This is a genomic window from Streptomyces sp. NBC_00569 (assembly GCF_036345255.1).
Lineage (GTDB): Bacteria > Actinomycetota > Actinomycetes > Streptomycetales > Streptomycetaceae > Streptomyces.
Window position 1 is genome coordinate 9,524,855 of the sequence record NZ_CP107783.1, and the last position, 15,734, is coordinate 9,540,588.

General features: G+C 69.9%; 13 protein-coding genes. 8 read left to right on the forward strand and 5 right to left on the reverse strand.

The window, feature by feature from the left end:
* Positions 1 to 130 precede the first annotated feature (130 nt).
* From OHO83_RS43030 to OHO83_RS43040, 3 genes are all read right to left on the reverse strand, one after another.
* Entirely contained in the window at positions 131 to 616 is a 486-nt protein-coding gene (locus tag OHO83_RS43030; RefSeq protein ID WP_266680725.1) for a nucleoside deaminase, read from the reverse strand.
* A 324-nt stretch (positions 617 to 940) separates the two neighbouring features.
* Complete coding sequence (locus OHO83_RS43035) at positions 941 to 2,557, reverse strand: MFS transporter (protein WP_443066080.1); 1,617 nt, start codon at positions 2,555 to 2,557, stop codon at positions 941 to 943.
* Between the two features lie 144 nt (positions 2,558 to 2,701).
* Positions 2,702 to 3,718: an NAD(P)/FAD-dependent oxidoreductase gene (locus OHO83_RS43040; protein ID WP_266680729.1), complete on the reverse strand. Its 1,017-nt coding sequence runs from the start codon at positions 3,716 to 3,718 to the stop codon at positions 2,702 to 2,704.
* A gap of 99 nt (positions 3,719 to 3,817) precedes the next feature.
* Here OHO83_RS43040 and OHO83_RS43045 point away from each other — a divergent pair, with 99 nt between their 5' ends.
* Positions 3,818 to 4,465 (forward strand): helix-turn-helix domain-containing protein, encoded by a 648-nt coding sequence (locus OHO83_RS43045; protein WP_266680731.1) that lies wholly within the window; start codon positions 3,818 to 3,820, stop codon positions 4,463 to 4,465.
* Positions 4,466 to 4,974: 509 nt separating this feature from the next.
* Entirely contained in the window at positions 4,975 to 5,385 is a 411-nt protein-coding gene (locus tag OHO83_RS43050; protein ID WP_330280648.1) for a hypothetical protein, read from the forward strand.
* 111 nt (positions 5,386 to 5,496) lie between these two features.
* Here OHO83_RS43050 and OHO83_RS43055 read toward each other — a convergent pair whose 3' ends face one another.
* Both OHO83_RS43055 and OHO83_RS43060 read right to left on the reverse strand, forming a co-directional pair.
* Positions 5,497 to 6,423 carry a DUF4232 domain-containing protein gene (locus OHO83_RS43055; protein WP_266680735.1) on the reverse strand — a complete coding sequence of 309 codons (927 nt, stop codon included), beginning with the start codon at positions 6,421 to 6,423 and terminating at the stop codon, positions 5,497 to 5,499.
* Between the two features lie 119 nt (positions 6,424 to 6,542).
* Entirely contained in the window at positions 6,543 to 7,955 is a 1,413-nt protein-coding gene (locus tag OHO83_RS43060) for an MFS transporter (protein ID WP_266680737.1), read from the reverse strand.
* 573 nt (positions 7,956 to 8,528) lie between these two features.
* On the opposite strand from OHO83_RS43060, the gene OHO83_RS43065 reads away from it, so the two are divergent.
* The 6 genes from OHO83_RS43065 (at position 8,529) to OHO83_RS43090 (ending at position 15,546) form a co-directional block, all read left to right on the forward strand.
* Complete coding sequence (locus OHO83_RS43065) at positions 8,529 to 9,899, forward strand: MFS transporter (protein ID WP_266680739.1); 1,371 nt, start codon at positions 8,529 to 8,531, stop codon at positions 9,897 to 9,899.
* Between the two features lie 297 nt (positions 9,900 to 10,196).
* A complete protein-coding gene (locus OHO83_RS43070; protein WP_330280649.1) occupies positions 10,197 to 11,708 on the forward strand; it encodes an MFS transporter in 1,512 nt (503 codons plus the stop codon).
* A gap of 71 nt (positions 11,709 to 11,779) precedes the next feature.
* Positions 11,780 to 12,865: a sugar phosphate isomerase/epimerase family protein gene (locus OHO83_RS43075; RefSeq protein WP_266680741.1), complete on the forward strand. Its 1,086-nt coding sequence runs from the start codon at positions 11,780 to 11,782 to the stop codon at positions 12,863 to 12,865.
* Between the two features lie 56 nt (positions 12,866 to 12,921).
* Positions 12,922 to 13,941: a DUF6282 family protein gene (locus tag OHO83_RS43080; RefSeq protein ID WP_266680742.1), complete on the forward strand. Its 1,020-nt coding sequence runs from the start codon at positions 12,922 to 12,924 to the stop codon at positions 13,939 to 13,941.
* Between the two features lie 140 nt (positions 13,942 to 14,081).
* The gene (locus tag OHO83_RS43085) at positions 14,082 to 14,801 is read left to right on the forward strand and encodes an aspartate/glutamate racemase family protein (RefSeq protein ID WP_266680743.1); all 720 of its coding nucleotides are present in this window, start codon (positions 14,082 to 14,084) and stop codon (positions 14,799 to 14,801) included.
* Positions 14,802 to 14,889: 88 nt separating this feature from the next.
* Complete coding sequence (locus tag OHO83_RS43090; protein ID WP_266680744.1) at positions 14,890 to 15,546, forward strand: GntR family transcriptional regulator; 657 nt, start codon at positions 14,890 to 14,892, stop codon at positions 15,544 to 15,546.
* Positions 15,547 to 15,734: the final 188 nt, after the last annotated feature.

The window sequence follows — 15,734 nt, forward strand, 5'->3', positions numbered from 1 at the left end:
CGGCCCGGACCGGCGGGGGAACCGCTCCGAGGAGGCCGGCCAGGGAACCGGACAGCCGCGTACGGGTGCGAGCCACCCGACGCGGCCAGGGTGTCGACCAGGCGGGCGAGAGAGCGGATGTGGCAGCGAGTCAGGAGTGGGACGACTGTTGTGCCAGGCGTCGGTGCAACTCCTTGATGGCGGGCACGAGTTCGTCGACGGGGCCCTCCACCTCGACCGAGGGAGCGACCTCCTGGACGGTCAGGCTGCGCACCGGTGCCTGAGGACGGCCCCATTCGGCGAGCCACCCGGACAACTGGGCCGAGGACGCCACGTACACGATGCGGCCCAGCCCGACCCAGGCGTGCGCGGCCGAGCACATCGGACAGTGCTCACCCGAGGTGTAGACGGTGGCGGCGGCGCGCTCCTGGGGCGAGAGGTTCCCGGCTGCCCAGCGGGCGAGTTCGAACTCGGGGTGGCGGGTGGCGTCGCCGTCCGCCACCCGGTTGCGGTCCTCGGCGCGAACGCTTCCGGCGCCGTCCACGAGCACCGAGCCGAAAGGCTCGTCCCCGGCTTCCAGCGCCTCGGCAGCCAGCTCGACGCACCGGCGCAAATGGTCCAGCTCACGTGTGTCCATCAAAGCCCTTCCGGCGCTCGACACCGATATGCGCACGCCATGCTCACACAGACCCCGGGGCGAGGCCCGCACCGGACTTGCACTCGGCGGGTCCGCGGCTGCGCGACGGGCCACCGAGTGACAGGTGCGGCGCGATCGCCGGCACCGCAACGACGGGGCCGGAAGTCGGTCAGGAAAGGGCCGTTGCGGGCGATGACCTGGTGGAGTTGTGCGCGGGTCGAGTACGGAACGGGCCGGGGCGGACGTCAGGCACCACGGCGTGGAGTTGGCAGTGCCTGACAGCCCATCATCAGCAGTGAGCATGCGCGCTGTTGAGTGCCAGCATCAGGCGGAGACGGCCCCGGCGGTGGCCTCCGACTCGTCCACGGGCGAGGTGGCACGAGCTGAGGTCCTCGGGCCGCGGGTGAGGACGTAGACGAACAGGGCGCCCATGACGGCGACGCCCGCCCACATGGCCTGCTGCCAGCCGTCGACGAAGGACTGCCGTGCGGCACGGACCACTTGGTGCGCGTGCGTGCCGGCGCTGCCCGCTGCTTCGACGGCGTTGGCCAGGCCTTCCCGCGCGCTGTCCGCCGTCTTCAGGGGGACGCCGTGCAGCCTGTCGTCGATGGAGCTCTGGTAACCGTCGGACACGAGTGCGCCGAGCATGGCGACACCCAGCGCTGTGCCCAGTTCGCGGGTGACGTCGTTGAGGGCGGAGGCGACGCCCTGCTTCCCGGACGGCAGGGAGCTGGTGATGGCTTCGGTGGAGGGGGTCATGGCCAGGCCCATGCCGGTGCCCATGGCCAGCATGCCGGGCAGGACGGACAGGTAGCCGCCGTCAGCGGAGACGAAGACGGCCATGAGGGCCAGACCGGTGCCCCCGAGCGCGATTCCCGCGGTCATGGTCGAGCGGGCGCCGATGCGGGCGGCCAGCTTGGGAGCCAGACCCGACATCGCCATCATCGTCACGGCCATGGGCATCAGCGCCAGCGTGGACAGCAGTCCCGACCAGCCGAGCACGGCCTGGAGGAACGGGTAGAGGACCAGGGCGATCCCCGCCTGGACACCGAAGACCACCAGCAGGGTGACCGAGCCGCCGGCGAGGCCGCGCTCACGGAAGAGGCGCACGTCCAGCAGTGCGGCGTCGCGTCGGTGCAGTTCCCAGGCCGCGAAGCCGGCCGTGGCGATGACACCGACGGCGAGGCTGATCAGGGTCACAGGCGCCGTCCAACCGCGTTCCGGGCCTTCCTGCAGTACGAAGATGAGCCCGACCACGGCGACGGTCGATACCAGCGCGCCGACGGTGTCGAAAGGGTGAGGGGATTTCTCGCGCGAGTCGGGAACCGCCTTCACCGTCACGGCGAGGGCCAGGACGACCAGCACCACGGGCAGGACGAACAGCCAGCGCCAGCTGGCGACATCGACCAGGAGCGCGGACAGGAACATGCCCAGGACGCCGCCACCGCCGGCGACACCGGTCCACACGCCGATCGCCTTTCCGCGCTCCTGCTCCGGGAACGTGGAGGTAATCACGGCAAGGGTGATGGGCATGATCATCGCGGCGCCTATACCGCCGGCCACGCGCGCGGCGAGCATCACCTCGGCCGACGGGGCCAGGCCCGCCGCGGCGCTCGCGACGCCGAAGACGCCCAGGCCGGCGATCAACATGGGCTTGCGTCCCAGGCGGTCACCGATGGTGCCGAGCGGCAGCAGCAGGGCGGCCAGGGCGAGGGTGTAGATGTTGATGATCCACAGGACCGTGTTCTGCGAGGCGCCGAACTCGACGGCCAGGTGGGTCTGGGCGACGTTCAGCCCGGACACCGAGGCGATGACGGCCATCAGGGCGATCGAGACTGCGATCAGGATCGCGCGCAGCTGACGTGCGTCGGGCGCGCCGTGGTCGCGGGCGGCGCCGCTCCCCTCGGCGACTGCCATCCGGGGAGGCTGGTTCGCACTCATGAATTCCTCTCAAAAGGGCATAGCGGGTCGGGGAATGGGAGGTGGAGCCGGCGCCGGGCATGGTCGGTCGCCGGGTGTTCAGGGCGGGCGCGCGGCTGCCGGCGCCCCCCTCGATGTGCGGTGGGCCCGTGCGGGCCCCGGGTGTCAGGCGGGGATGGTGGTGCCGCCCTGTGCTGCGGCGAGGGCCGCGTCGGTGTCGGCGGTGGCCAGGTGGGCGTTGATGTGGGCGCCGGCCAGGGCGCCTGCCGCGGCGGCGGCGCCGACCTTGGCGGTCGGGTCGGTGGCGTTGCCGGCCACCCACACGCCGGGCACTTCGGTGGTGCCGGCCGTGCCGGAGGAGAAGCGGCGGCCCATGTTGTCGGGCAGGTCCTCCATCGGCAGTCTCAGGCCGTCCAGGCCCTCGGTGCGGGCCTGCATCCTGGTGGCGACAGCGAGGATGCGGCGGGCCGCGAACGTGCCGTCGGTCAGACGCACCCCGGCGATGCCGCCGTCCTCGCTCTTCACGACCTCCTGCACCGGGGTGTCGACGATGCGGACGGCTCGGGCGGCGAAGCGCGCGCGGGTGGCCTCGTCCAGCTCGCTGCCGCGGGTGAAGTAGACCAGGTCGTCGGTCAGTTGACGGAACAGCAGCGCTTGGTGCACCGAGACGGGGCCGGTGGCAAGGACGCCGATGGGCTCGTCGCGCACCTCCCAGCCGTGGCAGTACGGGCAGTGCACCACGCTGTGCCCCCAGTGCTCGGCCAGGCCGGGCACGTCGGGCAGTACGTCCCGCAACCCGGTGGACACCAGGACGCGACGCGCCGTCAGGGTGCGGCCGTCGGCCAGGGTGAGCGTGAAACGCGGATCGCCCCCGCCATCGGGGGCGGCAGGTTCGGCGGAGGCCACCTCGCCGAAGACGACCCGCCCGCCGTAGTGGCGCACCTGCTCCCGGCCCTGCGCGAGCAGCTCGCCCGGCGGGGTGCCGTCGAGCACGATGAAGCCGTGCATGGCCTCTGCGGGCGCGTTGCGGGGTGTGCCGCTGTCGATCACGACGACCGAGCGGCGGGAGCGGGCGAGCGTCAGCGCACCGTTCAGCCCCGCGGCACCGCCGCCGATCACCACGGTGTCCACAGTCGTCCGGGGCAGTGCGTCGGTCGCGTATGCGGAAGCCGTCGCTGTCATGTCTTCGCACCCTTTCGCTCAGGCGTGACCTCACCTTTTCCGGGTCACCACATGCGTGAACGTAACCCTTGCTTGCATCACAGGCATACGATGTTGCCTATGACGCAAAATGATGGCGAGCTGGACAGCCTCGTACGCAAACGGATCCGCGCCCTGCGCGTGGCACAGGGCTGGTCCCTGGAGGAGCTGGCCACCCGGGCCAACGTCAGCCAGTCCACGCTCTCCCGCATCGAGAACGGCCAGCGCCGCCTCGCCCTGGACCAGCTGGTCACTCTCGCCCGCGTGCTCGACACGTCCTTGGACCAGCTCGTCGAGACCGCGTCCGACGACGTCATCATCAGCCCGAGGATCGACGCGGCCCACGGCCTGATGCGCTGGCCCGTCAAAGGCGACCCGGGAATAAGCGTCATGCGTCAGCGGATGACCGAACCGCCCCCGGACAACCCCTCACGCATGCGCGCACACCCAGGCCGGGAATGGCTCGTCGTGCTGTCCGGCACCGCGACCCTCATGCTGGGCCATCGCCGCTTCCGGATCGAGACCAACCAGGCCGCGGAGTTCCCCACCATGCTCCCGCACGCCATCGGCGCGGAAGGCGGCCCCTGCGAGATCCTGGGCATCTTCGACCGTGACGCCCGCCGCGGTCACCAGCGCGACAGCGACAGCGACGGCAGCAGCGACAGGGGCAGTGGCAGCGGCGGCAAAGGCGTAGGCGGCGACTGCGGACCTGGTGGCCCCTGCCCCTGACCTCGCGCCGCGGCAGGAGATTCGCTGCACCTTCGCCGGCGATCGTGAGCGACTGCGGCGGCCAGCCGGACCCCCCCGAAACGGACGCGGAAGTCCCCGTCGGTCCGCTGACGTGAGGGTGTGCCAGTCATGGCGGCCGGAGCATCCGGTGGATGTGCAGAAGGCCGCGCCACCAGTGCATTTGCGGGTCCGTGAGGCGCCGAGCCAGGGTCCGGAACCGAGCCCGGTGGCTTCTCGAGATGACGTGTGGCGGATCTGGAGTAGCGTTAACCAGAGAGCCGCAACCCGGGGCGCGCCACATTGGCGAAGTCTTCTCGCGGTGGGCAGCGCGACTGCTGCTGCGGGGCTCGCGTGTGGAGCCGGACACGGCCGGCACGGCCGGTGAATGGCCGAGGCGCGTTTCTCAATTTCCAAAGCGGTGTCATATCGACCGCGCGCCCTGTGCGTCTGGCGTGCGCGGCCATCCACCTCGCGCTCGGGTGCGCGAGACATGGAAGGGAGAAGGTCTCATGCGGGCACTTCGCGTGAAGCGTATCTTCGCCGTGACTGCCACCAGCGTTCTGATGGCCGGTGGTGCCGCGATCGGCGCGGCCGGGACGGCGTCAGCGAACACGGGCAGCCACTCGAACCACGGCTCCGGCTACAGCGACTGCTACAAGCGCGGCTGGGGCTGGGGCTGGCACAACGACGGCTGCCGCTACAACGGCCACCACCGACACGGTGGCTACAACCGCGGCTACTACAACGACTACGGTCGCGGCTACTACAACGACTACGGTCGCGGCTACGGCGGCTACGGCGGCTACGGCGGCTACGGCGGCTACGGCGGCTACGGCGGCTACGGCGGTGGCTACGGTGGCTACGGCGGTGGCTACGGCGGTGGCTACGGCGGTGGCTACGGTGGCTACGGCGGACGGTGACTGTCTGCCTGCCTGAGAACGCGGTGTGCGGGCCCGGCCAGCGCCGGGGCCGCACACTGCGTTACTCCCCAATTCGCCCACACAGCGAGGCTGCGGCATCCCCGCGCGAGGCTAGCGTTCCCCCTTCTCCCACGGTCTGACCCCGAGCTTTCCGGTTGTTCCGAGGTCGAGGTGCGGGGTCACGGTCACGGGGTCGGCACCGGCCTTCGCCCTGACCCGCACATGGGGAACATTCACTGCCGTACCGGCCTCGGTCGTGTTGCGCCATACCAGGCCGGCGGTCGCCGATTCGCCGGGCTTGAGCGTGACGGGCCGTGGCGGCTCGTCAGGACCGGCGCCGGTGGTGATGTCACCGCTGCCGTCGAGGATCTCGATGCCGTCCACCGGGTCGAGGTCGTCGTCAAGAAGTTCCAGCAGCGGGTAGCCGTCGACGGTGTAGTCGCGTGTGCCGCAGTTGTCGAGATGCAGGCCCACGACGCGTAGTCCCATGGCCGCGTCGCCCTTGTCGGCGCTGACCCGGATGCCGGAGGCGGGGCACGTGCCCGGATCGGCCGGGGCCTCGCCTGCGGGGACGGTGCTCACTTCGAGGACCTTGGCCTGCGTCACCCGCGGGGCGGCGGGCGGCAGTTCTCCGGCCCGGACCGTGCCCCGCGCGGTCTTCCCCGGGCGGACGTCGCGCACCGTCATGGTCTGGTTGGTCACGGCTCCGCCGTCACTGCTCATGAACGTGAACACGACTGAGTAAGTCAGGTTCTTGGTGCCGTTGTTGGTGACCTCGTAGGTCGCAAGTACCCCCGAGTCCGCGGGGAGGCTGTCGGCGGAGACGGACGTGCTGCGCGTGGGCGAGGGGGAGGCCGACGGGAGCGTCAGCGATGTGATGCGTACGCCGTTCATGCCCGGGTCGTCGACCTGCGTGCGGGACGGCGGATCGGTCGCGCCGGCGCCGGTGTCACCGGGGCCGGGGTGCTCCGTCCCGCAGGCCGTGAGGAGCAGGGCGGTGGCGGCCGCAACAGGCAGAAGGGAAGCGGGTCTTCGCATCTGATCACCTCAGCAGGACGTGGGCCATGCGCGTGTGACGGAGGCCATAATTCCAGTCACGAAAGTGCTACAAGGGCGCTCCTGCAGAAGCGTCGCTCTACGGCGTTGAGCGCCGCCGTTCAGCCGGTGACGGGGCGGTGCGCCCGCCGCGGGATGCAGAAGAGCGCAAGGGCAGCGGCCGTCAGGTACGCGGCAGCGCCCACGGCCATGCTGCTCCGCAGCCCGGTGGTGAAGTTGCCTGCGGCGGCCAGCAGGGAGCCTCCCAGCGCGACGCCGACGGCACTGCCGATCTGACGGGTGGTGTTGAACAGGGCGGAGGCGGTGCCGGAGTACTCGTCCGGGGCAGCTGCCATCACGGTGGTGGTCGCCCCGGTGAGGGCGAAGGACGTGCCGAAGCCCGCCGCCATCATCGGCGCCACGAGCAACGCGTAGTCCGGGTTCGGGCCGGCCGCGGCCCAGCCGGCCAGCCCCGCCGCACCAATGAGCAAGCCGGTGACCACGAGAGGGCGGTGCCCGGTGCGGCGAGCGAGTCGCCCGGACAGGACGGAGGCGAACATCGTCATGGCCACCGCCGGGAAGAGGGCGAACCCGGTGCGCAGTGCGGTCAGTCCGCGCTGATGCTGGAAGTACAGGCTGGCGGTGAAGATCATGCCGTAGAAGGCGAAGTTGAACAGCAGGCCGATGGCCGCTCCGCCGCTCATCGGGCGGGAGCGCAGCAGTCGCAGGGGGAGCACGGGGGTGCGGGCCAGGTGCTCGCGCAGGACGAACGCGGCGGCTGTCAGCAGGCACAGGCCGGCCCCGGCCAGAATCAGCGGGTCCGTCCACCCACGCCGTCCGGCCTCGTTCAGCACGGCGGTCAGCAGGGCCACCGTCGCGATGATCGCGCACTGGGCCGGCCAGTCCACGGGGCGGTCCGTGCGCCGGGCCGAAGCGGGCACGCGGCGCAGCGTGAGCAGCAGGCAGACGCATCCGACGGGCAGGTTGATGAAGAACACCCAGCGCCAGCCCACGGTCGTGACCAGGAGGCCGCCCAGGAGGGGGCCGGCAGAGGCGGCGATACCTGCCATGGAACCCCACAGTCCGAAGGCCCGGGAGCGCTCGGCGGGGGAGGGGTACGCCTGTTGGAGGAGAGCGAGGGAGGCGGGCACGATCAGCGCCGCGCCGAGTCCTTCCACCAGCCGGGCAGTGATCAGGGTCCCGGTGCTCCGGGCCAGTCCGCAGCCGGCCGATGCGGCGGTGAACACCACCACACCGGTGCAGAAGATCCGGCGGTTGCCCAGCCGGTCGCCCAGCGCGCCGCCGGTGAGCAGCAGGCCGGCGAAGATCAGGGTGTAGCTGTTGGTGATCCACTGGATCCCGGTCAGTGAGGCCGACAGCTCCCGCCCCATCACCGGAACGGCGACGTTGATGATGGTCACGTCCAGGATGACCATGAAGTAGCCCGCACAGACCGCGAGCAGCGGGGCCAGGGACCGGCCCGAAGCCGCAGACCTGTCCGAACCACAGGCCTCGGGACCACCGTCACGCACCATGGCAACACGTTAGTTCAGGAACACGCCGCCCTCGGGAGCCCGGCGCCGTGTCAGGCGCACACGCTGAACCGCGGCCCCGCATCGGACCACTACGGCACCTGACGCGGCGCGCGGACGGACCGCAGGCCGAGTCGCGCCATGACGTTTCGGAGCCCAAGTTCCATCACGCGGGCTTGTTCCCACAGGGCCCTTGACGCACCGGGCCGCAGGCCCCAAAGTCGGGCAGTGGCTCCGCCCGGACGCAGCGACGCCAGGATCCCCGGCGTCCCGGGCCGGGCCGTGTGACGCCCGCGTCGAAGCGTCCCCCACCGGTACACAGCACGCCGCCGGGGCCTTCGACCTGCCGGCACCGACCCCATCCGTGAGCGCCGGTTCCGTCCGGCCTGCGCGCATGGGACCTCACCACCGATCCGCGCAGCCCGCGGACCTGCGACGGCTGACGCCGTTCTGCGCGCCCTCCGTGGGCCGGTCACCCGTTCCTGACCGTGGAGCACCGCCTCCATGCCTGGCGACGCGCGTACTCCTCATTCCCCGTTCCGCTCATTCCCCCTGGAGAAAAGGTGGTAGCAGGGCATGGCCGGTCAACAACCCGCCCCCTTCACCGCACACCTGGACCCGCAGCACCGTGACCGCGTCTTCCGGCGTGTCGTCCTGCGAACCGTCCCGTTCATCACCGTCGTGTACGTCATCGCGTGGATGGACCGAGTCAACGTCGGATTCGCGAAGCTGACCATGCTGGACGACCTCTCGTGGAGCGAGACGGTCTACGGCGCAGGCGCCGGAATCTTCTTCCTCGGCTACTTCCTGTTCGAGGTGCCGAGCAACCTCCTTCTGGAGAGGATCGGCGCGCGCAGGACCATCTTGAGGATCGCCGTGGGCTGGGGTGTGGTCTCCGTGCTCATGGCCTGGGTCTCCCAGCCGTGGCACTTCTACGCCCTGCGCTTCCTGCAGGGCGCGTTCGAGGCCGGACTGCACCCCGGCATCATCCTGTACCTGACGTACTGGCTCCCGGCGCACCGCCGGGGCAAGGCCGTGGCCATCTGCATGTCCGCGTCGCCGCTGGCCATGCTGGTCGGCAGCCCTCTGGCCGGATTTCTCATGAAGCACACCGACGGTCTGCTCGGAAAGGCCGACTGGCAGTGGCTGTTCATCATCGAGGGGATCCCGTCCGTCGTCCTGGGCCTTCTCGCGTTCTTCCTCCTGACCGACCGGCCGCGGGACGCGACGTGGCTGAGCGCGGAGGAACGGGCCTACGTGGAAGCAGAGTTGAGCCGGGAAACCGCCCGGCTCAGCGGCCGTGAACACTCCCTTCGGGCCATCCTGCGGCTACGGACGACATGGGTCCTCATCCTGAGCTTGTACTGCATCATCACCGGGAACGCGACGCTCTCCTTCTACGGGCCCAGCCTCGTCGCCGACGCGGGCTTCACCGACCTCGCCGATCTCGGCTGGGTCATGTCGGGCATCTTCGCGCTCGGCTGGACCGGCATGCTCGTCAACGGCTGGTGGTCCGATCGCCGGCGCGAAGCACGTCGGCACACGGCGTGGGCCGCGGCGGTCGGGGCGCTGGGCCTGATTCTGGCCGCCGTCGCGCAGCAGACGGGCAGCTCCCTCGGTCTCCTCGCGGCCCTGGCCCTCTCGGCCGCCGGAACCATGGGATCGATCCCCGTGTTCTGGAGCCTCCCGCCGCGCTTCATGTCGGGAACGGCGCTCGCCGCGGGCGTCGCACTCATCAACTCCTGTGCGAACCTTGCCGGTTATTTCGCACCGCAGTTCCTCGGCGGCATGAAGGCGAACACGGGCTCCTATGCCCTGGGTCTGTTCGTCATCGCCGGGGTGGAACTCATCGGCGTGGTCCTCATCTTCGTGTTCATCCGGAAGGAGCCGCCGGCGGTCACCGCAACTGCGCCGGACTCCGCGAAGGCCGATGCGGAGCTGTCCTGAAGTGCCTTACACAGGGCGGTTGTTGAAGCAACCGAAGCACCCGGCGGCGGTATACCGAAAATGGGATCCCAAGTATTGACCCTCGCGTTCCCGCCGGAGCAAGATGGGATCCCAAGCGGGATTGGAATGCTGCTTCCAGACCGCGGAACGGTTGTGTTCAGCGAGCCGGGCAACCCCTGGCCGCTCCACACCAGGACCACCCTCGACGGCTCCGGGCCCTCGGCATCGCCGAACAGGCCGCCCGGAGCCCAAGGTTCGCGACACACGACTCGTGCCCGGCGCTCAAAGGAGTCCGCCATGACGCACTTCCGCTCGGAACCAGAACCACCCGTGGGTATCACCCCCGTCGAGCACACCGGCTCGGCGACGACCCGGGAGGCTCCCGCGCCTCCCACCGGCCACGCACCGGTGAACGACCAGCGCAGGGCGCAGCTTCTCCTGGCCTCGGTCATGGACCGCATCGGCACCAACCGGTGTCACAAGGTGATTCTCGCGATCGTCGTCTTCGGTGCGTTCTTCGACGTCATCGAGCAGAACACCGTGGGGATCGTCGGCCCCTTCCTCAAGGAGCAGTGGGGGGTCTCCTCGACCGGCATCGGCTTCCTCGCGTCGGCCACCTTCGGGTCGATGTACGTGGGCGCCGCACTCGCGGGATGGCTCAGCGACCTCAAGGGCCGCAAGACCATGTTCAACTTCAACCTCGCGCTGTACAGCCTGGGTGCCCTGGTCTGTGCCCTCGCCCCGAACTTCGAGGTGCTCGTCACGGGACGCGTCATCGTCGGACTCGGGCTGGGCGGTGAGTTCGTCGTCGGTCTGACCCTGCTCGCGGAGATGACCTCGACGCAGTTCCGTGGCACCGCGATCTCTCTCCTCCAGGTGGGGGCCGGCGGCCTCGGTAATCCTGCCGCCTACCTGTTCGGCTGGGTGACCGTGGGGATGGTCGGCCCGCATCTGCCGCAGTTCCTGGGCGGTCCGGACACCGGCTGGCGATGGGTCTTCGTCCTGCTGTGCCTGCCGGCCCTGCTCGTCCTCTACACGCGCCGCCATATGCCGGAGACCCCGCGATACCTCGTGTCCAAGGCGCGTACGGCGGACGCCAACCGGTCGCTCAGCGTCCTCGCGTCCGGCCGGATGAACCCGCGCGGCCTGGTGGTGACCGACTACCTGCCCGACGGCCTGCGGCTGACCGAGGAGAAGGCCCGCTGGACCGAGATCCTCAAAGGCCGGCTCGGGCGCAACTCGGCCGTGCTCGGCTCCTGCACCGCCGCGCTCTTCGGCGCCCAGTTCGTGCTGCTGACCTTCTGGCCGACGATCCTCGTGGACCGGGGCTACCCGGTCGCCACCAGCCTCGCCTTCACCATGATCATCTTCACCGGCGCCGTCACCGGAACCCTCTTCGCGACGTTCCTGAACACCAGGTGCCGCCGCCGGCCGACGATCGCCGTGGCCGCCGCGCTGTCCTGCGCCTCCGCCCTGGCCTTCCCCTTCCTGGCCAACGGGGCGACGGCCATCCTCGTCCTCGGCTTCCTCTTCGAGTTCTTCTCCTGGTGGGCCAACTGCTCGATCTCCACCTGGTGCCCCGAGCTGTACCCGACGCGCGTACGCGCCTTCGGTATCGGCGTCATCTCGAACCTCGGCATGATCGGCGGCGCGCTCCTGCCGCCGGTGGCGGGCGCCCTCCTCGGCTCCATGGGGTCCACCGCCCTGCTGAGCCTCGTGGCCGTCATGTGCGCGGTCGTCCTCGTGGCGGTCCCCTTCGGACCCGAGACCTTCGGCCGCTCACTGGAGGAGCTGCACGACGAGAACTGACCGACACGCGGCCACGTTCCCGGCAACGCGGCCCGGCGCATCCATCGACGACAACCGGATTGGACGGGACTGTGCGCATAGGAATTGACGGACTGAAGATTCCGGAGTCCGCGAAGCGGGGCCCCGGCGGCACCCTCGCCCACGCCAGGGAACTGGGCCTGGAAGGTGTCTTCTTCCGCTCCGTCCTCGGCCTGAGCCCCACCCTCGACCCGGTCGAGCTCCGCACCGTGCGGGCTCAGGCCGACGACATGGGCATGTACCTGGAGACCGGCCTGGGCAAAGTCAACCCCTTCGCCATCCCGGAGGCTCCCGAGCTGCGGGCCGTGGGGGACGGCGACACCCTCCTCGGGTTCCGGCGGATGATGGAGGCGTGCGCGGCGATCGACTGCCGCGAACTGTGGGCCTCGACGGCGATGGTCAAGCCGATGTTCGCGGGCCGGCTCGCCTGGGACCGCTTCCGGACCGACGTCACCTGGGAGGAACAGCTCGTCGCCATCGAGCGGTTCCTCGCCAGGCTGGCACCGTACGCCCGCGACCTCGGCATCCACATCAACCTCGAAACCCACGAGGAGATCACCTCCTTCGAGCTGGTGCGCCTGGTCGAAGCCGTCGGCCCCGACGTCATCGGGATCGTCTACGACACGGCCAACGCCCTGCACCGCGTCGAACACCCCGTGTGGACAGCCCGTCGCGTGGCCCCCTACGTCCGCCAGACCCACATCAAGGACGCTCATGTCGCACACGGCGAGGGTGGGCTGTACTACCAGCTGAGGCCGTGCGGCACCGGCGTCGTCGACTTCACCGAGGTCATCCCGATCATCACCGGGACGAACCCAGGGGTGAACCTGACCCTGGAGACCTACGAGTCGTACGAGGACCGCCCCCGCAACCCCGAGAAGTGGCTCCTGGAGATCTACGACGAGGAGTTCCTCCGGGCCCACCCCGACCTGAGCACCGCCGAGTTCGCCGCCTATCTCAAAACGGTCCGTGACTACGAGCAGCGCATCGCCTCCGGTGAGCTGCCGGACCTGGACACCTACGCGCGAGCGCCCTTCGGGTACGCCGAAGCGGTCCGCTACATCAAGGACAGCGCCGCCCACATCCGTGAGATCTGCGCGGCGGAGCCGGCCAGCTCGCCGCAGCGGCACGACAACTGACTGTTCCTCACACAGTCCTTCCCTCGCCCCTCTCCACACGACAAGGAGTCATCCAAGTGACCACTCTGTACGAGACGTCCGACGACAGGTCGATGCAACTGCCCGACGAGCTGCTCCGTGGGACGAGTGACGTGCACGTCCACAGCGGACCCTGGCTCAAGTCGTGCCCCGGCCGCCTGGACCCGTTCCAGATCGCCGAGCAGGCCAAGGCGGCGGGCATGAAGTCCCTCGTCTACTACGACCACACCATGGGCATCAGCAACGGCACATCGATGCTCGTGAGCCGGCAGGTCCCCGGCATTCAGATCTTCGGCGGCATCATCATGACCTCCGTCCTCGGCGGCCTTAACCCACGCGCCGTCAAGACCGCGCTGCACTACGGGGCCGGGGCCAAGTTCGTGCACTTCGGCGCGCACTGCACCCACTTCATGGCCAGCCACGAGGGCAGTTACGTCGACGGCAAGCCGGTTCCGTTCAAGGACCAGTACCCGAAGTTCGCCGAGCAGGAGCTGTCGCGTTCCATCCGGATCCCGCTGGACGGCCAGGTTCCCGACGCCCTCGCGGAGATCCTGGGACTCATCGCCGAGCGGCCCGACGTCCACCTCAACACCGGACACCTCTCGGTCGAGGAGGCCTTCAGGCTCGTGGACCTCGCCATCGACGCCGGCATCAGGAAGATCGTCGTCGCGCACCCCTGCCGGGGACGCATGACGACCGAGCAGCAGAAGCAGCTCGCGGGCAAGGGCGTGCTCCTCGAGGGTGCGGTCTCCGACTGGATGTTCCACCGCGGTCTGCCGAGGACCAATTACTACGTCGAGCGCGAGTGGGCGGACGAGATCGCAGGCATCGCCAACTCGCCCGAGTTCAGTGGCATCATGCCGTGGGCCAGGCAGATCCGGGAGATCGGCATCGAGCACTTCATCCTGGGCACTGACTACGGCATCCGGTCCGGCCCGACGCCGGTCGAGGGGATGCGCACCCTCATCAGCTCACTCCTCGATCTGGAGTTCAAGCCCGAGGAGATCACCACCATGATCAAGGGAAACCCGGGACGCCTGCTCGACCTCGAGTCGTAACCCGCGCCGCGCCCCGGAGGCCGGACCGGGCTCCTCGCCCGTGCCAGGCCCGGCCTCCCTGCCCCGCGGCTGCCATCATGGAACGCGCACGACCACAGACGCCTGAGCACGCTCAGGCACGCAACGAAAGGGCCCAGCTGGTGCCCCAGCCTTTGCCGAACACGGGAACCCGGACCGTCGTCCTCGTCAACCCCAACACGAACCGGGGCACGACAGCGATGATGGTCGAGCTGGCGCGGAAGCACCTGACGCCTGCGGGACTGACAGTCGAGAGCCACACCGTCAGGCAAGGCCCCTCGATGATCGTCGACCCCGTCACACTCAAAGAATCCGCGCAGCACGTAGTCGACGTCGTGCGACGGCGACTCGCCGACCGGTGCGCAACGCCCGTCGCCGCGGTGGTCATCGCCGCCATAGGAGATCCGGCGCGCGAACAGCTCGCCGCCGAACTGGACATCCCCGTCATCGGCATCGGCCAGGCGGCGATCGTCACGGCCGCCGCCAAAGGTCGCCGCTTCGGGATGGCCACCAGCACCCCCCACCTCGTCGACTCGCTGACGGAACTCGTCGAGCAGCACGGAGCTTCCGCCACGTTCACCGGGGTACGGCTCACCCCCTCGGACCCGCTCGTCCTCGCAGCCTCGGCCGAACGGCAGTACCGGGAACTGGCCGCGGCGGTACGGGCCTGCGTCGACAGGGACGGGGCCGAAGCCGTCATCATCGCGGGCGGCCCGCTCAGCCGGACCGCCCGACGGCTCGCCGCGCTCGATCTGGTCGAGATCGTCGAACCCGTCCCCAGCGCGGCCACACTCGTCATCGATGCTCTCCATGAGGCCGCACCGCAAGACCCGCCCGGCTGACCTCCGGTCGCGGCCTGGCGAAGAGGTGCCCGTCAGGCCCAGACTGGCACTTCCACCCGGTCCGACGAACGAGCGTGAGCAGAGACCCGTGACGACATCGTCCTCCAGGCTGTACCGCAACAAGAAGCCCCTGCGAGACATCGTCGGCGAGCACCTTCGCAACAGCATCTACGACGGCACGCTCCCGCCCGGTACCCGCCTCGTCGAGCAGGAACTCGCCCAGCAGTACTCGGTGTCCCGGCTGCCGGTCCGCGAAGCCCTCCGCATCCTGCACAACGAGGGCCTCGTCGAGCACCTGCCCACCCGCGGGGTGGTCGTGCGCACGCTGGACCGCCGACAGGTGTCCGAGCTGTACGACCTACGAGAGGCGCTCGAAGTCCTTGCCGCCCGGCAGGCCGCGGCCCGAGTCGCCGACGGCGCGGAGAGCCACCTCGGCGCCACGATGAAACGAGCCGGCGAGGCCGCCGGTGCCGGCGACGCGGCGGCCGCGCACGCGGCCAACTCCAGCCTGCACGACGAGATCACCGCGCTCTCAGGCAACCTGCTGCTCGCCGAGACATTGGAACCCATCGTGGGCCGGGTCGACTGGCTGCGCCGCAAGATCGAGGACTTCACCCTCATCCACGCGGAACACGAGGCCCTGGCCGAGGCGATCACCAACGGAGACCCCGACGCAGCCGCCACCGCGGCCCGCCATCACGTACGCGCTTCCCGGGGGCGGACGCTCAGCGGGCTCTTCGAGTGAGAGGGGCCGTGGCGTACGACTCTCGGCAGCTGTGAGCGTCGGCGCGAGGACGATGAGGCCGGGTTCACCGCGCCGCGGCGGACGGCAACCGAGCTGTGTGCACCGGCCGACGGCGCGGTCATGAACAGTCCGAGCGACACGTGCCCGGCGCGGAACGCGAACGACCGCGTCACCGCCGCGAAACTCTT